Annotated in this window: 22 protein-coding genes; 18 read left to right on the plus strand and 4 right to left on the minus strand. The window is 39.5% G+C overall.

Translation table 11 applies throughout. The features are described from left to right. Positions 1-67: 67 nt before the first annotated feature. The 14 genes from RTR43_RS03785 (at position 68) to RTR43_RS03850 (ending at position 15,009) form a co-directional block, all read left to right on the plus strand. On the plus strand, positions 68-1,327 hold the full coding sequence (locus RTR43_RS03785) for an exo-beta-N-acetylmuramidase NamZ family protein (protein ID WP_312469759.1): 1,260 nt from the start codon (positions 68-70) through the stop codon (positions 1,325-1,327). A 299-nt stretch (positions 1,328-1,626) separates the two neighbouring features. Then, positions 1,627-2,529, plus strand: a complete 903-nt coding sequence (locus RTR43_RS03790; RefSeq protein ID WP_312469761.1) for an ABC transporter ATP-binding protein — start codon at positions 1,627-1,629, stop codon at positions 2,527-2,529. Further along, complete coding sequence (locus RTR43_RS03795) at positions 2,530-3,267, plus strand: ABC transporter permease (protein WP_312469763.1); 738 nt, start codon at positions 2,530-2,532, stop codon at positions 3,265-3,267. 6 nt (positions 3,268-3,273) lie between these two features. After that, positions 3,274-4,398: a sensor histidine kinase gene (locus tag RTR43_RS03800; protein WP_312469765.1), complete on the plus strand. Its 1,125-nt coding sequence runs from the start codon at positions 3,274-3,276 to the stop codon at positions 4,396-4,398. After that, entirely contained in the window at positions 4,395-4,997 is a 603-nt protein-coding gene (locus RTR43_RS03805) for a response regulator transcription factor (RefSeq protein WP_312469767.1), read from the plus strand. Before RTR43_RS03800 ends, RTR43_RS03805 begins: the two co-directional genes overlap by 4 nt. A 351-nt stretch (positions 4,998-5,348) precedes the next feature. Further along, positions 5,349-6,626: a UDP-glucose dehydrogenase family protein gene (locus RTR43_RS03810; protein ID WP_312469769.1), complete on the plus strand. Its 1,278-nt coding sequence runs from the start codon at positions 5,349-5,351 to the stop codon at positions 6,624-6,626. A gap of 392 nt (positions 6,627-7,018) precedes the next feature. After that, the gene (locus RTR43_RS03815) at positions 7,019-7,801 is read left to right on the plus strand and encodes a hypothetical protein (protein WP_312469771.1); all 783 of its coding nucleotides are present in this window, start codon (positions 7,019-7,021) and stop codon (positions 7,799-7,801) included. 176 nt (positions 7,802-7,977) lie between these two features. After that, positions 7,978-8,208 (plus strand): hypothetical protein, encoded by a 231-nt coding sequence (locus RTR43_RS03820; RefSeq protein ID WP_312469773.1) that lies wholly within the window; start codon positions 7,978-7,980, stop codon positions 8,206-8,208. Positions 8,209-8,537: 329 nt separating this feature from the next. Then, positions 8,538-8,945: a hypothetical protein gene (locus RTR43_RS03825; protein ID WP_312469774.1), complete on the plus strand. Its 408-nt coding sequence runs from the start codon at positions 8,538-8,540 to the stop codon at positions 8,943-8,945. A 100-nt stretch (positions 8,946-9,045) separates the two neighbouring features. Continuing rightward, positions 9,046-10,797 carry a glycosyltransferase family 2 protein gene (locus tag RTR43_RS03830; RefSeq protein WP_312469775.1) on the plus strand — a complete coding sequence of 584 codons (1,752 nt, stop codon included), beginning with the start codon at positions 9,046-9,048 and terminating at the stop codon, positions 10,795-10,797. Between the two features lie 18 nt (positions 10,798-10,815). Continuing rightward, positions 10,816-11,595: a glucose-1-phosphate cytidylyltransferase gene (rfbF, locus tag RTR43_RS03835; RefSeq protein ID WP_312469776.1), complete on the plus strand. Its 780-nt coding sequence runs from the start codon at positions 10,816-10,818 to the stop codon at positions 11,593-11,595. A gap of 29 nt (positions 11,596-11,624) precedes the next feature. Continuing rightward, a complete protein-coding gene (locus RTR43_RS03840) occupies positions 11,625-12,707 on the plus strand; it encodes an NAD-dependent epimerase/dehydratase family protein (RefSeq protein ID WP_312469777.1) in 1,083 nt (360 codons plus the stop codon). Between the two features lie 82 nt (positions 12,708-12,789). Further along, positions 12,790-14,046, plus strand: coding sequence for a UDP-glucose dehydrogenase family protein (locus RTR43_RS03845; protein ID WP_312469778.1), 1,257 nt, complete (start codon positions 12,790-12,792; stop codon positions 14,044-14,046). Between the two features lie 21 nt (positions 14,047-14,067). Further along, entirely contained in the window at positions 14,068-15,009 is a 942-nt protein-coding gene (locus RTR43_RS03850; protein WP_312469779.1) for a glycosyltransferase family 2 protein, read from the plus strand. Positions 15,010-15,148: 139 nt separating this feature from the next. Here the strand turns inward: RTR43_RS03850 and RTR43_RS03855 are convergent, their stop codons facing one another. Beyond that, on the minus strand, positions 15,149-16,276 hold the full coding sequence (locus tag RTR43_RS03855) for a glycosyltransferase (RefSeq protein WP_312469780.1): 1,128 nt from the start codon (positions 16,274-16,276) through the stop codon (positions 15,149-15,151). Between the two features lie 224 nt (positions 16,277-16,500). Between RTR43_RS03855 and RTR43_RS03860 the strand changes: the two genes are divergently transcribed. From RTR43_RS03860 to RTR43_RS03870, 3 genes are all read left to right on the plus strand, one after another. Continuing rightward, the gene (locus RTR43_RS03860) at positions 16,501-16,839 is read left to right on the plus strand and encodes a DUF1360 domain-containing protein (protein WP_312469781.1); all 339 of its coding nucleotides are present in this window, start codon (positions 16,501-16,503) and stop codon (positions 16,837-16,839) included. A gap of 60 nt (positions 16,840-16,899) precedes the next feature. Continuing rightward, a complete protein-coding gene (galE, locus tag RTR43_RS03865; RefSeq protein WP_312469782.1) occupies positions 16,900-17,892 on the plus strand; it encodes a UDP-glucose 4-epimerase GalE in 993 nt (330 codons plus the stop codon). Positions 17,893-17,963: 71 nt separating this feature from the next. Beyond that, positions 17,964-18,968, plus strand: a complete 1,005-nt coding sequence (locus RTR43_RS03870) for a glycosyltransferase family 2 protein (RefSeq protein WP_312469785.1) — start codon at positions 17,964-17,966, stop codon at positions 18,966-18,968. A gap of 87 nt (positions 18,969-19,055) precedes the next feature. Here RTR43_RS03870 and RTR43_RS03875 read toward each other — a convergent pair whose 3' ends face one another. Further along, positions 19,056-21,083, minus strand: a complete 2,028-nt coding sequence (locus RTR43_RS03875) for a glycosyltransferase (protein WP_312469787.1) — start codon at positions 21,081-21,083, stop codon at positions 19,056-19,058. Positions 21,084-21,149: 66 nt separating this feature from the next. Next, positions 21,150-22,115: an NAD-dependent epimerase/dehydratase family protein gene (locus RTR43_RS03880; protein ID WP_312469789.1), complete on the minus strand. Its 966-nt coding sequence runs from the start codon at positions 22,113-22,115 to the stop codon at positions 21,150-21,152. A 75-nt stretch (positions 22,116-22,190) separates the two neighbouring features. On the opposite strand from RTR43_RS03880, the gene RTR43_RS03885 reads away from it, so the two are divergent. Next, complete coding sequence (locus tag RTR43_RS03885; RefSeq protein ID WP_312469791.1) at positions 22,191-22,403, plus strand: hypothetical protein; 213 nt, start codon at positions 22,191-22,193, stop codon at positions 22,401-22,403. A 34-nt stretch (positions 22,404-22,437) separates the two neighbouring features. On the opposite strand, the gene RTR43_RS03890 is transcribed toward RTR43_RS03885, so the two are convergent. Then, a partial coding sequence (locus RTR43_RS03890) for a hypothetical protein (protein ID WP_312469793.1) occupies positions 22,438-22,651 on the minus strand: 214 nt, incomplete at its 5' end.

Consider the following 22,651-nt stretch of genomic DNA (forward strand, 5'->3'; position numbering starts at 1 on the left):
TTCAATGGTTTTGTCTAATTGGATATATTCTGGAAAGAACACTATCAAAACTACGAGGGGGAGAACGATGAAAAAGAAATGGCTTACGGGTATTCTCGCGCTATTGCTAGTCCTTTCCACGGTAACGGCGGCAGTTGCCAAGAATGATAAAGAGAAAGAAAAGAACACTGGGAAGTTCCGTTTAGGTGTTGAGGTGTTATTAAAGGATCGTCTGGATTTAATTAAAGGGAAGCGTGTTGGTTTAATTACCAATCCCACTGGTGTCGATCAAGAGCTTACTAGTATCGTAGATTTGCTGTATAAAAACTCGAATGTAAAGCTGACTGCTTTATACGGCCCAGAGCATGGTGTCCGCGGCAGTGCCCAGGCTGGCCAGTATGTTGAATCCTATATTGATGAGAAAACAGGAGTTCCAGTATACAGCCTTTATGGAAATACCAAAAAGCCTACCAAGGAAATGCTTAGCAATATCGATGTATTGTTATTCGATATTCAGGATGTTGGAGCACGTTTTTACACGTATATTTACACGATGGCATTAGCGATGGAAGCGGCTAAAGAAAACAATATCCCCTTCATCGTGCTTGACCGTCCAAATCCAATCAGCGGCGCAAAGGTTGAAGGACCAATCTTAGAGGATAAATATTCCTCGTTTGTTGGTGAATATGCGATTCCTGTCCGCCACGGGATGACAGTCGGAGAATTAGCTAGGCTATTCAACAAGGAGTTCGCCATCGGTGCTGATTTAACGGTTGTTAAAATGGAAGGCTGGAACCGGAGCATGTATTACGATGACGCGGATCTACAATTCGTCATGCCGTCACCGAATATGCCAACTTTGGATACGGCATTAGTTTACGGTGGTGCCTGCTTAATTGAAGGAACCAACGTTTCTGAAGGACGTGGTACAACAAGACCATTTGAATTGATCGGAGCCCCATATATTAACAGTGATGATCTTGCGGCAAAACTGAATTCTTATCATTTACCTGGCGTTAAATTCAGAGCTGCATCGTTTATCCCTTCTACATCAAAATTTGTGAACAAGTTAAGCCATGGTGTGCAAATCCATGTAACAAACCGGAATGCATACAAACCATTTGAAACAGGACTTTACATTGTCAAAACCATCCATGACATGTATCCGAATGATTTCCAATTCCGGGCACCGGGCAGCAACGGAATCTCCTTCTTCGATAACCTCGTCGGCAACGGCTCCATCCGTGCCGGAATCGAAGCAGGAAAATCAATCGAACAAATGAAAAAAGAATGGCAGCCAGGACTAAACAAATTTATGGACATCCGCGAAAAATATTTACTTTACTAGGTTTTCTATATTGGTACCTGACACCCTTCGTGGACATTTGTCCGCGTGGGGTGTGCATGTTGATGGGTGCCTGATACGCCTCAAGTTTTGTCAAATAAAGAATCATGAAGGGACTTTCATTTATGGAGGTCTCTTTTTCATTGGAAAGGGTGCGTTTTTTTGGTGGCTGACACTACTTGAAGTTACTAAATTCTAATAAAAAAATGACATTTGTCATCTGTTTTTGATGACATTGCTTACTAAAATTTCCCTCTCCTGCATACTACAATGAAATCAAGAAAGCAGGAGGTGTTCGGAAGATGAATGAAATTTTAAGCTTAACGAACGTGACAAAGTCATTTCAACATAAAATAGCGGTTAATGATGTAACTTTCACCATTGGGAAAGGAGAAGTGGTGGCCATTCTTGGTCCGAACGGGGCCGGGAAAACAACGACGATCTCGATGATATTAGGACTGCTTAAACCAACCACAGGAGAGGTCAAATTATTTAACCACTTGCCACACGAAAAGCAAGTCCGGGAAAAAATCGGCACGATGCTACAGGAAGTCAGTGTCATGCCAGGTTTAAAAGTACGCGAAATCCTTGAGCTAATCAGATGCTACTATCCTGAGCCCCTCGCTATGAAGGAACTTATCGACTTAACAGGCTTGACCGAGCAGGATATGAAAACCCGGGCGGAAAAACTCTCAGGCGGACAAAAGCGCCGATTAAGTTTTGCTCTTGCTCTAGCGGGAAATCCCGAGCTCATCATTTTTGATGAACCGACAGTGGGTATGGATATTACCTCAAGAAATCGTTTTTGGCAAACCATTCATCATCTGGCTGACCAAGGCAAAACGATTATTTTTTCAACGCATTATCTGCAAGAAGCGGATGATGCCGCGGACAGAATCTTACTGTTTAAAGACGGTGCCGTTGTCGCTGACGGAACGCCGGCGCAAATCAAGTCAAGAATTTCGAAGCAATCCGTTTCCTTTATCGTCGACCCAGAAATATCGCTAGAAAACCTATACCTTCACAGTGAAATTGATGATATTTACCGAAAAAATAATCGTGTCTACGTCCAGTCGAATAATACCGACCGTGTACTAGAGCTAATTTTTCAAGAAAAAATTGGTGCCCGGGATATTCAAATTGAACGCGGAAAACTTGAGGAAGCGTTCGAACAGCTGACAAGCGGCACGAAGGAGGCCATATAAATGAAAACATTTCAAATGCAATGTAAATTCGAGATTATCAGGGTGTTAAGGAATCGCTATTTTGTGTTTTGGTCGCTTGTAATGCCGATTCTCTTCTATTATATTTTTACAAATGTGGTGAATACGAATGCGCCGGATAAGGCGGAGTGGCAGGCGCATTACCTCATGTCAATGACAGTGTTCAGCGTGATGGGCTCGTCAATGATGACACTCGGAATCCGGATGGTACAGGAGCGTTCGCAAGGCTGGTCGACATTTATTCGCATCACGCCGCTTTCAGACACCGTCTATTTTGCGGCACAAATGATGGGTCAAGGTGTGATGCATCTGTTATCGATTACAATTATTTTTATCGCAGGGGCGATCATCAATGGCGTTTCGCTTACCGCGTTTGAATGGATCGCGAGCGGTTTATGGATTTTGCTCGGATCGCTTCCATTCCTTGCAATTGGCACTTTAATCGGAATGATGAAAAAGGTTGAAACAGCCGCAGGTATCAGCAATGTGATTTATATGGTGCTTGCGGTGGCAGGCGGGCTGTGGATGCCGCTTGAGATTATGCCAAAAATGATGCAGTCCATCGGTAAATGGCTTCCATCTTACAATTTTGGCAACGGTGCTTGGGAAATTTTTCGCGGAAATATGCCTGAGTGGAAAAATATCCTGATTTTAATCGCCTATTTGGCCGTCTTCATGCTACTATCTAAATATATTAGAAGAAAACAAGAAGCGGTGTGATTTGGTTTGAAATGGTCAATTTTTCCAAGGCAATTTGGCTTTTTCCCTTATATTTTTCTTATTTATATAGGATTTCCTGTTATATATTTAACGAGGGAAACGGGAGTGAAGCAGCTCATTGGCTATGGGATGGTGCTGCTGTTTTTGGTGACGTATCGCCAGCTTTATTTTTCAATAGGAAAAAGAAAGTTCACCTACTGGTTAGCGGTGCAACTAGCGATTGTGTTTATTTTTAGCATGTTTTATCACTTAAACTATATGTTTATGGGATTTTTTCCGGCGAATTTCATCGGCTGGTACAAGGAAAAAACAGCCTTTAGGCGTGGGCTGCTTGGCTTGGTGGGTGTGCAAATTATTCCGTTCATCTATCATGTGGTACAGACGAAGACCTTTTTCACCCCGGCAGAGCTCATCTACTTCGTCCCTTTTCTCATCATTATACTGATTTCTCCGTTTGGAATCCGCTCGATGAATCGCCGAATGGATCTAGAAAAGGAGCTTGATCGAGCAAATCAGAAAATTGAGGAGTTGGTAAAGCGTGAAGAGAGGGTGCGGATTGCCCGCGATCTTCATGACACACTTGGCCATACGTTGTCACTGTTGACGTTAAAAAGTCAGCTTGTTCAACGGTTGATCGCCGTTGATTCGGAACGAGCACGGCTCGAGGCGAAGGAAATGGAAGTCACTTCCCGTGCGGCACTAAAGCAGGTGCGTGAGCTGGTAACAGATATGCGCGCAGCCACCATTGCGGAAGAGCTCCTGCAAATACAGCAAATATTACGTGCGGCGGGAATTACCTATCAGTACGATGGTGATGTTGATTTTTCTAAGATATCACCGTTTACGCAGAATATTGTCGGCATGTGTGTGCGTGAAGCGGCGACCAATGTCGTGAAGCATAGCCGTGCCACCCATTGTTCCATTTCAATCAAGCTTTTTTCTGAAAAAATAAACATCGTTATCCGTGACGATGGGATGGGCGTAAGAAATAATCACGGTTTTGGAAATGGTTTGAGGGGGATGGATGAGCGGTTGGCACTCATCGACGGAGTACTAGCGCTGTCAAACCAGAACGGGGCGGTTTTGGAAATCAATGTACCGATTATAAAAAAAGAGGGGGCTGCTGTATGATTCGCTTGTTTATTGCTGAAGATCAACGAATGTTATTGGGGGCGCTCGGTTCTCTGCTTGATTTGGAAGTGGACATGAAGGTGATTGGCCAGGCGCTGAACGGAGAAGAGGCACTCGCGGCAATCTTAGAACTCGAGCCGGATGTCTGCTTGATGGATATTGAAATGCCCATTTTGAACGGACTCGAGGTGGCTGACGAACTCGTACGGCGCTCGTCTCCTAGTAAGGTGATCATCCTAACCACCTTTGCCCGACCTGGATATTTTGAACGTGCAGTAAAAATTGGTGTCCACGGCTATTTACTTAAAGATGGGGAAATTGATGAACTTGCCGAGGCGATTCGCAAGGTGATGACAGGAAAACGGGTGTTCAGCACGGAGCTCACTTTTGACGTCATCCGCGAAGAAAATCCGCTGACCCCAAAAGAACAAGAGATTTTAAGATTAGCAGCATTAGGTAAGACGACTAAGGAGATTACCTCTGAACTATACTTGTCGTCCGGAACGGTCCGCAACTACATCTCCGAAACTATCCACAAGCTTGATGCTAAAAATCGAACCGAAGCCGCTAGTATCGCCGAGAAAAAAGGATGGATCTAGCGGCGCGAAGGTACCATTTAAGTGTGCCTTTTTTTTGTGACCAAATACCTGGGTTTTCATCTTTTCCGGTTACAAATAATTTTTGTGCCCGAAGATTGCATTTTTTCCCTATTCCGGTCACTAATAATTTTTGTTGGAAAGAAATTGCCTCGTTCCATACTCTGCCTCTCGGATAACTCTCCATTAATAGCCCTTTCTACATCGGACAATTTTCCACAAACCACCTTTATGAATAAATTAATACAAGCCACGACATATAAAGAGAACCATTCAAAAATTAATCTTGCGAATAGTTCAGCTAGTTTTAACCTGATTACTTATCTCTGTGAAATAAAGGGGGAATAAATAAACGTGAAAATTTTAATCGTCGGCACAGGCTACGTGGGCACGACGACAGGGCTTATTTTTTGTGAAATGGGTCACCGGGTCACGGGCCTGGATCTTGACGAATGTAAAATTCAAGCTTTACAAGCTGGTAAACTACATTTCTACGAGCCTGGACTCGGAGACTTACTAACCAAGCATGCCGCAGCCCAAAATATTTATTTTACAAAAAGGACAAAAGAAGCAGTTGAAGAGAATGATGTGATTTTCATATGTGTCGGTACACCGCAGAACTCAGATGGAGGTGCAGACCTCAGTTATGTTAAAAATGTCGCCGAAGCAATCGGTAAATATATGAACAACTATAAAATCATTGTCACGAAAAGCACAGTACCAGTTGGAACGGCAGAGTTGGTGACAAATTGGATTAAAAAAAGTCAAGAAGACCTGATTCCCTTTGATGTCGTCTCGAACCCGGAATTTCTCCGCGAGGGTTCCGCGGTTCAGGATGCCCTCAATCCCGATCGAATTGTCATCGGAGCAACAAGTGAAAAAGCGCGATCCATCATGAAGGAGCTGTATAAAGACTTCCACTGTCCAATCGTCGAAACCAATCCGAAAGCCTCCGAAATGATCAAGTATGCCGCCAATTCCTTTCTTGCAATGAAAATTTCTTTTATTAATGAGTTAGCTAGGTTGTGTGACGAGTTAAACATCAATGTAAATGATGTTTCAAGAGGAATTGGACTCGATCAGCGGATTGGTCCGCTGTTCCTTCGTGCCGGCATGGGTTATGGTGGATCTTGTTTCCCAAAGGATGTGAATGCCTTGATCCAGACTGCTAAGGAAAATGGCCAGCCGCTTTCAATCCTGGAGAGTGTTGTAAAAGTTAATGCAGAACAGCCGTTATATTTGATGGAAAAAATCAAAGATGCCCTTGGCGGCAATTTAAAAAATAAAACGATTGGCGTATTTGGCGTTGCCTTTAAAGCAAATACGGATGATACGAGGGAGTCGGCGAGTCTGAAATTGATTGAGCATTTGTTAGCGGAAGAGGCCGAGATTAGAGCCCATGACCCAATTGTAAAAATGGAGAAGGAACATCAATTTAGGACGATTGAGGAAACTGTTACGGGTGCTGATGCTGTTGTCATTTGTACGGACTGGGATGAATATAAGAATCTAGACTGGGCATCTCTTAAGTCGCTTATGAAACAGACATACCTTTTTGATTTCTGCAATATGGTGGATAAGGAGAAGGTCAAGAGTATAGGGTTTCAATATATGGGAGTAGCCAATCATTAAGAAAAGAAAAAGAGCATGTGACACATGCTCTTTTTTGTCGACCAGAAAGTACAACTTTTCCATCAGGCATACGTTGCGACTACGAATTGTCTTCGCCTTAGGGTCACAAGTCACTTCGTCTTTCAAAAGTTTCCTTAATAATATTTCAATCCACTAACTATTGATAGGAAGGGAATATTTTATGTTTACGTTGTTGTGTAGGGAAGTTGTCCCTTACCCCAACAACAAATTTTGAATAATATATTTAGATGATATTGGGTCTTCTTGGTAGAATCGTTTCAATAACTTATTGAGGTCAACTCTATTGCCTTCCTTAGAGTTAGAGCCATCAATGGATAAGACAGTATTTATCTACCGTTACTTTAATTCTAACGAAGGGAGTGAAAATTTAGTTGGATTCTAAAGACCATAAAAAAAATTCCATCAAAGTAGAAACCGTTGGGGAAAAAATCTTTACAGATAATGAAAAGATTCCTAAAACCAGTTCCGTTTTGGGCGGGACTTCTATAACGGGATTCGTGGATATTGAGAAGTTGATTCAAATTAAAGATAAGCCATTCCATGAAAAGGCAATTTTTTTAGAGAAAAAGCTGCCATTTCAAATTCTCGAACTTGAATTAAATAGCGGGTGTCATGAAGGAATGGACGATGAAGATAAGAGTAAGATCATAACCGTTGGCAAGAAAATCTTTACAGGAAACACTGAAATTCCTAAAACTGGCTCAGTTTTAGGAGGGTCTTCCACTACGGGGTTTGTTGATATCGAGAAATTGATTCGTATTAAAGATAAGACTTCCGGTAAGAAGCGTATTTTTTTTCTGGAAAAAATCCTTCCCTTTCAAATTCTTGAGCTTGAGTTGGAGAGCAAATGTGAATCTAAAGAATGGCTTTCCACATCAAAGAAATTGACTAAAAACATGAAACGCCTTGATGAGTTATTCCCTGACAATTGGCACGATAAAGATCATATCAAGGTTACCACTGTTGGACAGATGATCATTACGGAAAATATTGAAATCCCTAAATCCGAAACAGTTTTGGGTGGAACTGTATTGACAGGATTTGTAGATATTGAAAAATTGATTCGCGTGAAAGATAAACGTAATCGCATATTTTTCCTCGAAAAAATATTGCCGTTCCAAGTACTGGAGCTTGAATTAGATAACGAATCTTAAGCCAAGTAACATGATGGGCAGGAATTGGTGACTTTACCTATGTGAATGCCGAGTTACTTAGAGTAGAAGAATATTTATAATTAGCAAAAATGTATATTTGCACCAATTAATTCGTCCAAGCTTGTCCGTATAAACTTTAATAATATGAAGTAGATCAATGAAGGGAGGTGAATTACATGGCAACTTCTATTTCAGTTACACCTGTTAGTTTTACCATTTTTTCGGAATCACAACCTATCAGCCTTCCATGTGAACCAGATTTTGTATGTGGAACTCAATTGACAGGAGTCGTTGACGTTGAAAAGCTCATTTCTTTCTTCAGCCCTACTGCTCAGGCTACACACACACTGTTTTTAGAAAAGAAATTGATGTTTTCAACGGTGATTCTTGATTTGGATCCTGCTTAACAGTGTTAAGCAATACCATTTGGATTGTTGATTAGGAGAGCCGTATATTACTTCTCTATTGTTCGGGAGAAGCTGTTATATTGACTCACTATCAGTGATCCGATAGGACCAGGAGGGGATGCCCTCCCTGGTCCTATCTTTCTAATGAGAACAATTCATTGGTCGTCTGTTAAATACCACCCATAATGAGAAAAAAATATGCAAATGGGGCGTTTGAGGAAGAAGATTCCCTTTTAATTCATATTTCATACAGAAGGGAGGGAAGAGGGATGAGACAGCTACTACTGGAAAAAGGATGTAGGTAAAAGATGCTGGACATCCCAATTTATATGAGCAAAAAGGACAAAAAACACAAAAAACATAAAAAAGAAAAAAAATCGAAAGAGTTTCATATGGAGGTAAGACCTGTTGATGAGCAAATCATTGCCCTGAACGTAAAAATTCCAAGATCTAAACATGCTTTGGGTGGAAATGCTTTGACCGGTTTTGTGGATATTGAGAAAATAATTCGCGTGGAAGAGCATTGTAAGAAAGAGGATTGTGAGAAAGAGCATTGTAAAAAAAGGCATTGTAAGAAAGAGCATTGTAAAAAAAGGCATTGTAAGAAGGATCATTGTGAAAAAAGGCATTGTGAGAAAGAGCGTTGTGAGAAAGAGCGTGAATTTTTCTTAGAAAAGATATTACCTTTTCAAATTCTTGAGCTTGAAGCGGAAATCAAAAGGAAACATAAAGAATGATGTTTTCGGAGAGGGACAAAGGGATTGGCTCCTTGTCCCGTTATTTATTCCTGGGACAAGGAACCTGTCCCCTTGTCCCATTATGGAAGGAGCGAAACAAGTGGATGAAAGGAGAAAGGCACCTGCCATCTCGATAATCACTTATGCGTATAATGTGGAAAATTATATTAGAGAGTGTGTAGAAAGTGTCTTAGATCAAACATTTTCTGATTTTGAATGGGTTATTTTAGATAACGGATGCACCGATCGAACCAGCGGGATTCTGGAGGAATATGCAAATACAGATAACCGGATAAGATTATTTCGCAATCAAAACAATAGTTTTTTGCATAATGGACCGCTTAATCCGGACTTTGTATATTATGGCGAAAACCTTGCCTCTGAATACTGGTGCATGGTGGATAGTGACGATTTCCTGCACGCTGACTTTTTGAAGGAACTATATCAAGCCGCAAAAAAATACGATGCGGATATTGCTGTGGGCGGTACAGAAATGTTTATGGATGAAAATGTCCAAATGCGTGGAACTCGCTGTCCCCCAGATTTTTATTCAGAAGATATCACAAGCTTGGGTGATATGTTTCCGCAAATTTATGGCTGCTTTCGACCCATATGGGGGAAGCTGTTTAAAGTTTCTATTGTCAAAAAGCAACAAGAATATAGAAAGCAATCCCCCCTCAATCTGACCAATGGGGGAGATACGGTATTTAACTTGGATTGCTTAAGGTTTGCCAACTCTGTAGTAGGCATTAACAAAGTACTTCATTATTACAGGATCAGGAAGACTTCTTACTATCATACCCAAGTGGATACAATCAGGTATCTCGATTACAAAATCATATATGATGAAAGCAAAATGTTATTGCAACGCTGGAATAAACTTAACACCGAAACGTTAAATTATATTACCCATGTCTTATATGCCTCAATCAAGGACTGTATCGATATAGCAGCCAACGCGGAATCCAACCCTCCCAAGGAAAGAATAGCTGTCATTGAAACAATCTGTAATGATTCTTTTGTCTTTCGCACCCTTGACCAGAACGGCTTAACAGGAAATTTATTTCTGGACACCCAAAAAGCTATCGAAAGAATCATGAAAAACGTTTCAGAGGACGATTTCCCAATTTTAATCAATCACTATATGTATAGACTATTCACATCGATAAAGATAATCAACCTCCCATTAGCGAATCTCCAAGACAAGCAAAATGCATTTTTATTGTACCTTTCTTCCTTGTGCGATGAATTGAATAAAAACAAGTTTGGGGCAGTCTTGCTCTATGGTTTTTTTCGGGCTATGGGCAGAACAGATCTGGAAAAGTTTGAGAAAGAGGGTCTTATGAGCGAATTTCTGGCATCAAATCCTGCCCTGCTTCGGGAATTGGTTAATTCCAGAGTTGCTCATGCTGTTTTAATATGTGAAGAACATTCCGGTGAACGCAACTATGATCTGCTTAAGGAGGAACTCCTGCGTAAGCGAAAACAGATGGGAAAATCAAAAGACTATGAAAATGAGTTTTTTCGAAAGCATTTGCCTGATAAAAAAATTGTAGAAGTCATTGAACGAATGGTAACAGTTTTTGATCAAGCCCCGCTTGATAAAGATGCATTATGTTATAAATTATACCTTCATACCCTTAGGGGCGAGATCCGTAGTGCATTGGAAACCGCCCTGATTTTAAGTGTGTTCTACTCTGATGACAGCTCGGCAATGATCGCAGTTGGCTATACATTTGCCTGTGAGGGTCAAAAGGATCGAGCAAAGGAAATTCTTGAAAAAGCAATAGATCTCTGTGTAGATGAATCAAAACGGCTGGAAATAACCAAATTGATGGAAAGCCTTTTATAGTAAAGTGGAGGGTGAATAATGAAAGTTGTCATTTTAGCGGGAGGGTACGGGACCAGAATCAGCGAGGAAAGCCATTTGAAACCAAAGCCAATGATTGAAATCGGCGGAAAACCCATTTTGTGGCATATTATGAAAACTTACAGTCATTACGGATACAATGATTTCATCATTTGTCTTGGATACAAAGGATATGTAATCAAAGAGTTTTTTGCGGACTATTATCTGCATACGTCCGATGTAACCTTCGATTTTGCCAATCAAAACATGTTAACAATCCATAACAATGTATCAGAACCGTGGCGCGTGACATTGGTCGATACAGGACTGGATACCATGACAGGCGGGAGAATTAAAAAGATAAAGAAATTTGTTGAAAATAAGAGGTTTATGCTCACTTACGGTGATGGGGTGTCTGACCTGAACATCAAAGCTCTCGAAGAATATCATTTGCAAAAAGGCGGTTATGTAACGCTTACTGCTATTCAGCCAGGTGGGCGTTTTGGTGTACTAGACATTGATGATACTACGAATCGTGTTGAGCGTTTTGTTGAAAAATCTTTAGAAGACGGAGGCTGGATAAACGGGGGATTCATGGTGGTTGAACCGCAAGTGTTTGATTATATAGAAGGGGATCATACCATTTTTGAAAGGGGCCCATTGGAAAAGCTGGCGGAGGAAGGAAAATTGAATGCGTATAAGCATTACAGCTACTGGCAGTGCATGGATACCCAGCGTGACAAAGGAATACTTGAAAACTTATGGAAAGAAAATAAGGCACCCTGGAAGGTGTGGGGATAGCATGATGACAAGGAAAATGAGGTGATTTTTTGGCGATTTCAAATATTACTAGGAAAGATGTGGCATTCATTTATCTTTCCCTATCGGAAGCAGATAAGCAAAAACTAAAGGACTCAACGATATTGGTTACCGGATTTGCCGGTTCCCTTGGCTATTCCCTATTACATTTTTTTGCTGAATATGGAGAACAGCTTGGAATTAAAAAGGTTTATGGTATAGATAATTATATGTTCGGAAAACCCAAATGGGTAGAACGTATTTCTAAACAAACTTTATTTGATTTGCGTGAGCTTGATATTATCACCTGCGAACTGGAATTTTGCAGTAATGCAGATTTGATTTTTCATATGGCTTCGCTTGCATCTCCGGTATATTATCGCCAATATCCAATTGAAACAATTGATGCTGATGTAACAGGACTTCGTCGTTTACTCGACTTTTACAAAGACAGACCATTAAAAGGGTTTCTGTTTTATTCCAGCAGCGAGGTTTACGGGGACCCAGCATACATTCCAACTCCAGAAAATTACTGGGGTAATGTAAATACATGTGGACCCAGAGCTTGCTATGATGAGTCAAAGCGTTTTGGGGAAACACTATGCTACAATTTTGCCCGCCGGTATCAAATGCAAATCACAGTGGTACGGCCCTTTAATAACTATGGTCCCGGGATGAGGATTAATGACCAAAGAGCTGTAGCGGACTTTGCAAAGGCTGTGATAGATAATGAAGATATTATTATCTACTCAGATGGAAAACCAACCCGTACCTTTGACTATATTCCCGATGCGACGGTTGGATATATCAAATGTGCTCTATATGGACAGTTTGATGTTTTCAATATTGGCTCAGACAGCCCTGAACTTACAATCCTGCAGCTGGCAGAATTGTACAGGAAGATTGGCCGGGACCTTTTCGGCTATAGTGGCAGTATAGATTTTAAAATTCACTCAGATAAAGATTATTTGAACGATAACCCTAAACGCCGCTGTCCGGATATAACAAAGTCAAAACAATTGCTAAATTACGATCCGCAAATTCATATTGAAGAAGGGATAAAAAGGTATCTGCAATATTTGGAGGAATGTGACAGGAGTGAATTTGAATGGTAGGTGAATTTGCTGATTAAGGTAATGGAAACTAGTAATGTGAGAAGATATAAATTTGGGCAGAAGTTGAAAGGGTGGTTTCCTTATGAGGTATACAATTACTGTAATTGGACTTGGTTTTGTTGGGCTTACGACTGCATTGGCTTTTGCTGAGAAGAACCACCGTGTTTTTGGAATGGATATAAACCCCAACAGGTTGGATGCCATTCGGGCAGGAAAACTTCCTTTTATCGAACCTGGGCTTGACCATGCTCTGATTCGCCATATTGATCATAATTTTACGGTAACAGTTGATTCAGCAGCTGCCGTCAGGAACAGTGACTTTGTATTTTTATGTGTCGGTACACCTGCCGGAGAAAAGGGAGAGGCAGATTTAACATATATCTATTCTGCCATTGATTCGTTTGCTTCTGTTCTCCATGATGGAAAATACAGGGTGATTGTGGTGAAATCAACCGTTCCGCCTTCCACGACTTCAGAAAGAATACTCCCTTATTTGCAGAAAAAAGGCTTATCTGCAGGCGAAAAATTCAGTGTCGCCAATAATCCGGAGTTTTTACGTGAAGGAAAGTGCTGGGAGGATATGATGAATGCCGATCGTATCGTTTGTGGCGTTAGTGATCAAAGAGGGGAAAGTATGCTCCGCTCATTATATAGCGGGTTCGATTGTCCATTTTTTTCTGTGTCCCTAAATACGGGTGAATTTATCAAATATTTATCCAATACACTTCTTGCAACGATGATAAGCTATGCAAATGAAATGTCAAAAATTGCGGAGACAATTGGGGATGTCCAAACGAAAGAGGCCTTTCAAATCCTTCATTTGGATCGCCGATGGGGTGGATGTGAAATGAAGAACTATGTTTATCCCGGCTGCGGATATGGAGGATATTGCCTCCCAAAGGACACAATGGCGATGTATTCGCAGGCAAAGACAAAAGGATATGAACCAAAAATCCTTGAAAACGTCATTGAATTAAATGATACTATGCCACAGCATATGGTGGATAAGATTATTCGTATTGCCAAACCATCCAATAAAATTGGTATACTCGGGTTATCTTTTAAACCGGGTTCAGACGACGTTCGCGACTGTTCTTCTGCGAAAATTATTTCACTATTGCTGGAATCGGGATATAAAAATCTGCTTGCTTATGATCCGATAGCTAACGAAGCTTTTGATAGGGAGTACAAATTTGAACACATCATTTATTGTGATAGCTTAGAAGATATATATATTCAATCGGAAATTCTTGTTCTCGTCACTGCATGGAAAGAGTTTGCCGGTATAGATATGAAAGATCCAGCTAAGGTCATTGTCGATTGCCGATACTACCTATGATGTAATAAGGGGGCTCTGAAGATGCCAAATACATCCATTAGTGTTATTATGTGCACATATAACCGAAAAGAGTTTTTGCCACGTGCAATAGAAAGTATACTCTCCCAAACATTTAATCTTTTCGAATTAATTTTAGTGAACAACGGTTCTACTGATGGCAGTGATGTAATATGTCAAAAATATGCAAAAGCTGATAGTAGAATAAAATTAATTACAATTAAAAATAATCAAGGTGCTCCTAAAGGCAGGAATGCAGGGCTTAAAGCAGCATCTTGTAAATATCTTACGATGGTGGATGATGATGACCAATGTGAACCACAAATGCTGGAATTTCTCTTGAAATTAATGAATGAATATCAAGCAGACATATCTTTATGCGGCAGCTGGAATGATATTGACGGCAAAAAGGAACCCTATTTTATTTATGATGACCTCTTGATACTAGACAAAGTTCAGGGCCTTGAAGAACTATTGAAACGCGAACGATTCAATGTTGCGCCTCCGACCAAATTATTCTGTAAATCTTTGTTCGATGGCATCAGCTTTAAAGAAAATGTCCTTGTTGATGATATTCATATCATTTATAAGATCTTTGCCAAAGCGGATCGGGTGGTTGGACAAGGGAAACCTCTTTATCGGTTTACAAAGCACCACGGTAATAATTCAAGATTTATCCAGACGAATAATCTTTCACCGGAGCTGCTGAAAGAATACTTGTCCGCTTTCCGTGAACGAGCTGAATATCTTAGCGCTGAAGTGCCGGAGATTGCTCTAAGGGCAAGATATTCTGAATGGTCCTACATGGTTTCTATGTGTGATAAGATCAAAAAATATAGCTGTACCTCCTGTGCGGACTTGTATGACCATATGGTAAAATCTATTCGGTCAAATTATCAGGAGTGGATCAACAGCCCGTTTATTACAGATAAAGAGATTAGTATAGTTCATGGAATTCTTTCATGATGTTAGTTGGTGCCGACTAATAATGAAGACTCTGGATTTTAGTTCTGTAAAGTCGCCAAATAGTCAAATAAATACAATGAAAAACCATCTTTTAAAAAAAGGTGGTTTTTCATTGGTAAATATAACAGAAATAATTTATTTATGAAGGTTGTGTGGCTATTTGATTATAAATTAGGGCTAATTCTTTCAATGGTTCTTTGAAGTCTTTATTCAATTCATACGCTTTTTTATAATGATAAACCGATTCATCAAGCCGATTTAATTGCAGGTAACAATGACCCAAGGAAAAGTGAGCCTTTTCTCGGCTAAGCCCTTTTAGATTGACATACTTGGGATTTTTCGGAGTCACTATACACTGATGGAACAAGCCAATAGCATGAGGAACTTCATTTAGTCCACAATGGCATGTGGCTTTCTGAAACAATAAGTCAATATAATCAGGATAATAGTTTAGCCCTTTCTCTAAGATTTCACTAGCTTCCTTAAACTTCTTACCTTCCATCAATGCTGTAGCAAGATTGCGAAACATGTATGACACCCACAGTTCGTGTTGATCCGGGAGGCAATCAATAGATAGATAAAATTCCTTTATCGCATTGTCAAATTGTTTCATCCTGGAAAATTCCATCGCTAAATTATAATGGGCAAAAGATGATTTGGGGTATCTCTCCACTTCTGCCGAGGCAATTTTGAGATTTCGGTCAATTTTCTTCTTTTCTTGAATTATTTTTTCCGAATAACCGTAGTGGTGGATGCGAATAGGGGTTAGAGTCAATGATTTGGATGGATTAAGTTTGACAATGGAAGAACCGATTTGTTCATGTATAGCACCACTAAAACGATATTCTTTTCGATTCCTCCATAATCTTAAGCTCGGAAAAATAAGAGAATCCCCGTATGTTTCAGCATTATGATTTACAATGTGCAGGAAATAAGCTTCCTCTTGACTATTGGAAATGATAGAAAGTAATTGTCCAATATCTTGTTTTTCCAGCTGTTCATCCGCATCCAAGTGTAAAATCCAATCACCAGTTGCATGTTCCAATGCAACATTACGTGCTTTAGAAAAATCGTCCTCCCATGGAATCGTCCAAATTTCCGCGCCAAATTGTCCGGCAATTTGAATTGTGCTATCGGTTGACCCTGTATCTACAATTATCATTTCATCGATAATGGATTTCACACTATCTAAACATGCAGGTAATAATTGTTCTTCATCCTTAACAATCATGCAAAGGCTTACTTTGGGTTTCGGCTGTTCACTCATATGTGCACCCCTCAATAATTCGTCATTTTTTTTGCATTCTTAGCCCCATTAAAGTCTTGTCTCTATATGAAATGCAAAAAAGAAGGAATTGTAAGGGTATATGTACCGATAAAAAAGCCTTTTATCGCTCAGGAACCTGTCCCCCTGTCCCAAAAAGGAAATCACATTGAGATAAGAATCAACATATAATGAATCCGAGTATGGACTTTGTGAGGTGAAATTCAATGTTTCATGTCAATTGGCTGGATTTCATTATTATCATTTTAGCCTCATTCCGGTTGACCCGTTTAATTGTATTTGATGACATTACTGCATTTATCAGAAAGCCCTTCATAACGATTTCAATGATTGAAAATTCCTCAGGGGATCTCGAACCTAATATCGAAATAAAAGGGACAGGTTTTCGCCACTTTATGGGTTCCTTATTAAGCTGCTACTGGTGCAGCGGTTTTTGGTGCTCATTAATCGTTGTCCTTATCTATTTCTATTTTCCGATAACATTTCCGTTAATCTTAATTTTAGCAGTAGCCGGTGCAGCAGCAATTATCGAATCAAAAATTTAGGGACAAAGGGACAGTCCCCTTGTCCCCCAAGCTAGAATGAGAAAAGAAGGTGAATGTGAGATGATTCTGGTTACAGGAGGAGCTGGTTATATTGGCAGTCATGTAGTACGTGAACTTGCGGATATAGGCTATTCTGTTTTAGTGTTGGATAACCTTTCAACCGGGCATCTAGAGGCGGTTGATAAAAGAGCAACTTTTATTATGGGAGATGTGGGAGATTCAAATGTCCTCGAAAGTTTATTTCAATCTTATTCCATTCAGGCAGTTATGCATTTTGCAGCGAGTTGCCTTGTGGGTGAATCAGTCGAAAAACCACTAAAATACTATCAAAATAATGTTGTAAATACGATTCAACTACTTAATAAAATGCTAGAACATAATATCAAAAATTTTATCTTTTCCTCCACGTGTGCCACATATGGAGTCCCGAATCAAGTGGTGATTGATGAACAACTGCCGTTGAACCCGATTAATCCCTATGGAAAATCTAAATTAATGATTGAAACGGTTTTAAACAGTATCTCGGAGAGCCATGATTTTCGATATATTGCCCTCCGGTATTTTAATGTAGCCGGGGCTCATATTTCCGGTGAAATCGGAGAGGATCATGATCCCGAGACACATTTAATACCGAATATTTTAAGACATTTACAAGGGAAATCCAGTTATATTGAAATTTTCGGGAAGGATTACCAGACGCCGGATGGAACGTGTATCCGTGACTATATCCACGTCATGGATTTATCCTCGGGTCATATTCAGGCGTTACAGTATTTATTGCAAAACCCTAGGCGAAAAATCGCGGAAATTTTCAATTTAGGGAATGAAAGAGGTGTTTCCGTTTTAGAGATGATTCACTTATGCGAGCAGGTTGCCGGTGCAAAAGCCAGGATTAAAATTCAACCGCGGCGTAAGGGAGACCCGCCACATTTAGTAGCATCATCCCAAAAAATAAAATCTTTATTAGGCTGGGCCCCAAAATACGATATCAAAATTTCAATTGAGACAGCATGGAATTGGTTTAAAAAGCATCCTAATGGTTATAAACAATAATCGAATTTGGCATTGTCATGTTTGCTTGGAGTGATTGGCTATATATTAACTAATCGGGAGGCTGGTCGATAATGATGATTGTTTCAATGGTTATGGCAGTTCATAATGGGGAAAGGTTTCTTAAGGAAGCATTAGATCATGCTTTAGCACAAACCTATCCTCATTTAGAAATCATCATTGTAAATGATGGTTCTACAGATTCAACAAAATTAATACTAGACCAAATAAATGATCCAAGGGTGCGAGTGATTCATTTGAATAAAAATCAAGGTGCAGCTCATGCCTTGAATTTAGGTATTAACGAATCTCATGGCGATTGGATTGCGATACAGGATGCAGATGATAATAGTTACCCCACTAGGATAGAAGAGCAAGTAAACTATATTCTTCAGCACCCTTCACTTGTTGGAATAGGAACTTTAATTAATTGTATCTCTGGAGACGCGGATGTCCCTGACGAGGTATATGAAGGTGTGAAGAATTTTAAAAATAGTTACATTAAAAGGGAGGAAATAAGGAAAGTGATCTATTTTTCATGCCCCTTAACACATAGTTCTGTCATGTTCTCTAAACATGTTTTTAAGGAAGTGGGGGGCTATGACTCAACGTTTAAAATTGCCTATGATTATGATTTATGGTTGAAATTACTGGAAAAAGGTGATATGGAGCTCGTACCAAAGGTATTGCTCGATTACCGGATGCACCGAGGTTCACTCTCAAACAGTAATGAAGTACTAACGATTGACGAGGTCCAGATTGCATCGTCTAGTGGCATTTACCGCGCTTTAGTTCAAGAAAAGCAACATCAGCCAAAGGTAATGATTATCGGTCCACAAAAAGGCTGCGAGAATTATATAGCTAATGTTGCTCCAAAAAGTGGATTGCAGGTAGTCAAGATGATTTATAAGAATAGAAGCAAGCAAGTTCCTGTTGCCATCCATAAATTAAAAAAAGGAGAGGCAGATGCTATTATTGTTCTTCATGATGACAAAAGACAAAAAATATTGCGAAAATTACAGGAAGGACGACTTAAATTAAATAAGGATGTTTACGCACTTTTTAATGTACTGGAATAAGCGAAAAACAAAAGAGCCAGAACCGTCATCACCATTTTAGGCAGTTGAATGGAGATGACGGTTCTGGCTTTCTACATATACTCTCCTTCATATGGCACCTGATTCGATTAGCCCATGAATACCATTATGAAGAACAAATAAATTTTGATTCAGTTTCATACCTTTTTTTTCAAGATCTTGAATCAATCCTTCATGCACTTGATCATCGAGGATTATGATTCCATTTGTTTTACTCTTTTCAAACGAGAACATCGGATTACTTAAGGCGGAGTAATCATCGAATTTCATTGAAAGGTTACAGCCATTATAACGGAGTGCATCCTTAAAATTTTTACAGGCCCTGTCGGTGCCAAAAACTAAGAACTTTGGCTGGATGTTATTATTGGCATAGATCTCAGTAATGTAATTCATGTGTAGCTTAATAATTTCATAATAGGTATTTTCCCATTTTTGAAAGGACAACGACCCACTATCGATCCTATAGTGGTAAAGGACCTTGTTTATTTTATGAATAGGTCCTGCTTGAAACATCCGCATCCATAAGTCCCAATCGTAAGCAATCTTATAATTGGAGTTGTAGCCGCCAACTTGATGGTAGGATGTCTTTGAGAAAAAAACAGTCCCATGACAAAAGGGTACCTGGAAAAAACGGTTCTTAGACAATTCCTCACTCGATTTTAAAGAATTAAAGTATAATGCTACACCTTGTAACTGGTTTTCCAAAAGTGAATCAGAAAAGCATTTAACAAAACTGCCAACTGCAATCACTTCAGGATGGGATTGTACATATTTCAATTGTTCCTCTAGCCTTTCGCAATTACTAATATCATCTGCATCCTGAATAGCAATCCATTTCCCTATTGCTGTCTTAATCCCAAGGTCAAGACAATAGGCAGCTCCCTTATTCTCATTTAGGTTGATCACTTTAACTCTATTGTCAGTAATGTCTTTTAATAGATTCATTGTATTATCGGTTGAACCATCATTGACAATGATATATTCAAAATCCCTATAGGATTGCGAAAGAATACTGTTAATGGATTGCATCAAAAATTCTTGGCCATTATAAACAGCAGTAATGACCGATACACTCGGGCCGGTGCTCCTGCTATTTAAAACTTTTCTAATCGAAAGATTACTTTGCTGTAAAAGGTAGGGGATTAGGTTTTGCAATTTCTCGGATTCTCGATAGATCTTTTTTGTTTTCTGGTCAATCATTTCTTCACTAATAAAATTGTTATAGGACCACGGAAAATCTTTCGAAGCAGAATATCCAAAATGATTAATCTCTTCCATATATTCATCTTTTAAATTAATGAATATATCGTTTTTATTGGTTATATACTTATTTATATTCTCATCGAGCCATTTTCCTAGTCCCGAAAAATGAATAAATCGAAGTGGGTGACCATTAATTACATACTTATTCTCCTTTGTTTTCACAATCCTGCGCTGGGAAAGGTTCCAGCTGGCAAAATTATACCCTTCATGCTTTAAGACATGATAGTTTTCAAAAAAGCAGGGAATAAGATTGAGCCATTTTTGATCCAGAAACAAGCCGCGGTTACTGTCAATATAACAAAAATTTTGCAGCCGATTTGCCCACCAGTTAAGAAACTCGAATGCTTCCACATCCCGTTTAATTCCAATCAAACCGCCATTAAACACCCCATCTTTTAGGTTCGCGACCTCTTCCCCAATACTTTGAGGATTTTCTTCAGGCGTGAGCCTATGAGGCGTAATCACAATTGAATATTGTGCTAAAAGGTCTATAAGCTCCTCTAATGGACTATACACTTTAATATCAGAATCTAAATAAACAATCTTTTCTTCCTTTGTGTTTCTGTTTAATAGAAATCTTAATAGAAACGGTTTTATTGCACAGCAACTTTCATAATTATTATATTTATAGATCAATTTATAAAAATCAGGTATCCCTAAATCTTTCGCCATCACAATCTCATCAAAGTGCGGAAAGTCCTGAGTGGAGGGGGGGATTGTTTCTTCAACCAAACAGACCACAACCTTTGAATTGGGATGATGCATCTTCAAGGACTTTCCTAATACCTTAGCTAGTGGGAGATGATTCGCACATGTTATCGTTGTAAAAATCAAATGAAATTTCTCCTTTTGAAGTGGGGTTTATTAAATAGCCATCGAAAGAATAACTGATTTGAAAAATTAGGAACCTTCCATTCCTAATTTTGTTCTGTACTCTGTAATTGTTTTATCCAATCCTTCTCTTAATGACACGGTAGGCTCCCATCCTAGTAACCTTTTTGCTTTTTCAATAACGGGCCGGCGGACTTTCGGGTCGTTTTCCGGGAGGGGACGAAATATTATTTTGCTATCAGAACCTGTCAACGCTTTAACAAAGTGAGCTAGTTTTAAAATTGTAAATTCAACGGGGTTGCCAATATTAATGATTTCCCCGGTTGCTTCTTCTTTTTCCATTAACAACTTCAGGCCGCTAATCGTATCCGTCACATAGCAAAAAGACCGCGTTTGGGACCCATCTCCATAAACGGTAATGTCCTCACCTTTTAATGCTTGAGTGACAAAGTTGGAGATAACTCGGCCATCATCATTTGTCAGCCCTGCCGAATACGTATTAAAAATACGGGCAACTTTCACCGGTGTCTGATAATGGGTGAAATACAAATAGCAGAGGACCTCGCCTAATCGCTTTGATTCATCATAACAAGCACGCGGCCCCCATGTATTGACATTCCCTCTATAGGTTTCAGGCTGCGGATGAATTTCTGGCTCACCATAGGCCTCACTTGTACTGGTGTAGACCATTTTTGCTCCATGTATCTTGGCTAATTCCAGCATATTTCTCGTTCCAATCGTATTTACATTAATCGTTTCAAATGGGGCAGCCTGATAAAATTTCGGAGCTGCCGGGGAAGCAAGATGGTATATTTCATCCACATTTTTAATGTCAGGATCGGCGAGGATTTTCCGTGAACACAAATCAACCTCCTTAAAAATAAACCGGTTCTTAGGCAGGCTTTTTATGTTGATTATTTTTCCGGAGGATAAATTATCGAGTCCGACGACCAAATGCCCGTCCATAATTAATGACTTCGCTAGCTGCGAACCTAGAAATCCCGCCACCCCGGTAATTAGTATTTTCTTTTCCATGATTCACCTCTAATTTACAAGTCTCTTACATACTATGAAATAATTAAAGATTGGTATGGGCTGGAGGGGACAAACTTGATATCCATTTTGACCATTACGTTGAGAGAGGCCATGCTTGAGCGGATCATGGAAAACTTCACTAGGCAAAACCTGCAGGAAAAAGAACTGATTGTGATCCTAAACAAGAATGATATTCAGCTTGAAAATCCTGCGGACCCAAATATAAGAGTATTCCGCTTCGATGAAGCGAAAACACTAGGGAAGTGCCTAAAACCGGAGGGACATTAGTATTTAAAAAAGATGTAGTGATTACAGAAATTTTTTAGCCTTTCAAATACGATTTGTGATTGACAATGGTCACAAGCGGTGATAAGATGTAAAAGTTGTCAAAGAAACTATTAAACTTCTTTAAAAGGAAATAAAAAAAGTTGTTGACAACGACTTTTGAAATATGGTAAGCTATAAAAGTTGTCGCATCAAATTGCTCTTTGAAAACTAAACAAACAAAAACGTCAACAAACAAAAAATTATTAGTT

The sequence above is a fragment of the Neobacillus sp. genome (genome assembly GCF_031988165.1).
Taxonomy (GTDB): Bacteria; Bacillota; Bacilli; order Bacillales; family Cytobacillaceae; genus Neobacillus; species Neobacillus rhizosphaerae.

Excerpts from the sequence above, each read along its gene's own strand:
- RTR43_RS03870 (WP_312469785.1), top strand. The coding sequence starts at position 17,964 with ATGATGATTGTTTCAATGGTTATGGCAGTTCATAATGGGGAAAGGTTT.
- RTR43_RS03845 (WP_312469778.1), top strand. The coding sequence starts at position 12,790 with ATGAGGTATACAATTACTGTAATTGGACTTGGTTTTGTTGGGCTTACG.
- RTR43_RS03805 (WP_312469767.1), top strand. The coding sequence starts at position 4,395 with ATGATTCGCTTGTTTATTGCTGAAGATCAACGAATGTTATTGGGGGCG.
- rfbF (WP_312469776.1), top strand. The coding sequence starts at position 10,816 with ATGAAAGTTGTCATTTTAGCGGGAGGGTACGGGACCAGAATCAGCGAG.
- RTR43_RS03855 (WP_312469780.1), bottom strand. The coding sequence starts at position 16,276 with ATGAGTGAACAGCCGAAACCCAAAGTAAGCCTTTGCATGATTGTTAAG.
- RTR43_RS03880 (WP_312469789.1), bottom strand. The coding sequence starts at position 22,115 with ATGGAAAAGAAAATACTAATTACCGGGGTGGCGGGATTTCTAGGTTCG.
- RTR43_RS03825 (WP_312469774.1), top strand. The coding sequence starts at position 8,538 with ATGAGCAAAAAGGACAAAAAACACAAAAAACATAAAAAAGAAAAAAAA.
- RTR43_RS03785 (WP_312469759.1), top strand. The coding sequence starts at position 68 with ATGAAAAAGAAATGGCTTACGGGTATTCTCGCGCTATTGCTAGTCCTT.
- RTR43_RS03795 (WP_312469763.1), top strand. The coding sequence starts at position 2,530 with ATGAAAACATTTCAAATGCAATGTAAATTCGAGATTATCAGGGTGTTA.
- RTR43_RS03820 (WP_312469773.1), top strand. The coding sequence starts at position 7,978 with ATGGCAACTTCTATTTCAGTTACACCTGTTAGTTTTACCATTTTTTCG.
- RTR43_RS03860 (WP_312469781.1), top strand. The coding sequence starts at position 16,501 with ATGTTTCATGTCAATTGGCTGGATTTCATTATTATCATTTTAGCCTCA.
- RTR43_RS03850 (WP_312469779.1), top strand. The coding sequence starts at position 14,068 with ATGCCAAATACATCCATTAGTGTTATTATGTGCACATATAACCGAAAA.
- galE (WP_312469782.1), top strand. The coding sequence starts at position 16,900 with ATGATTCTGGTTACAGGAGGAGCTGGTTATATTGGCAGTCATGTAGTA.
- RTR43_RS03790 (WP_312469761.1), top strand. The coding sequence starts at position 1,627 with ATGAATGAAATTTTAAGCTTAACGAACGTGACAAAGTCATTTCAACAT.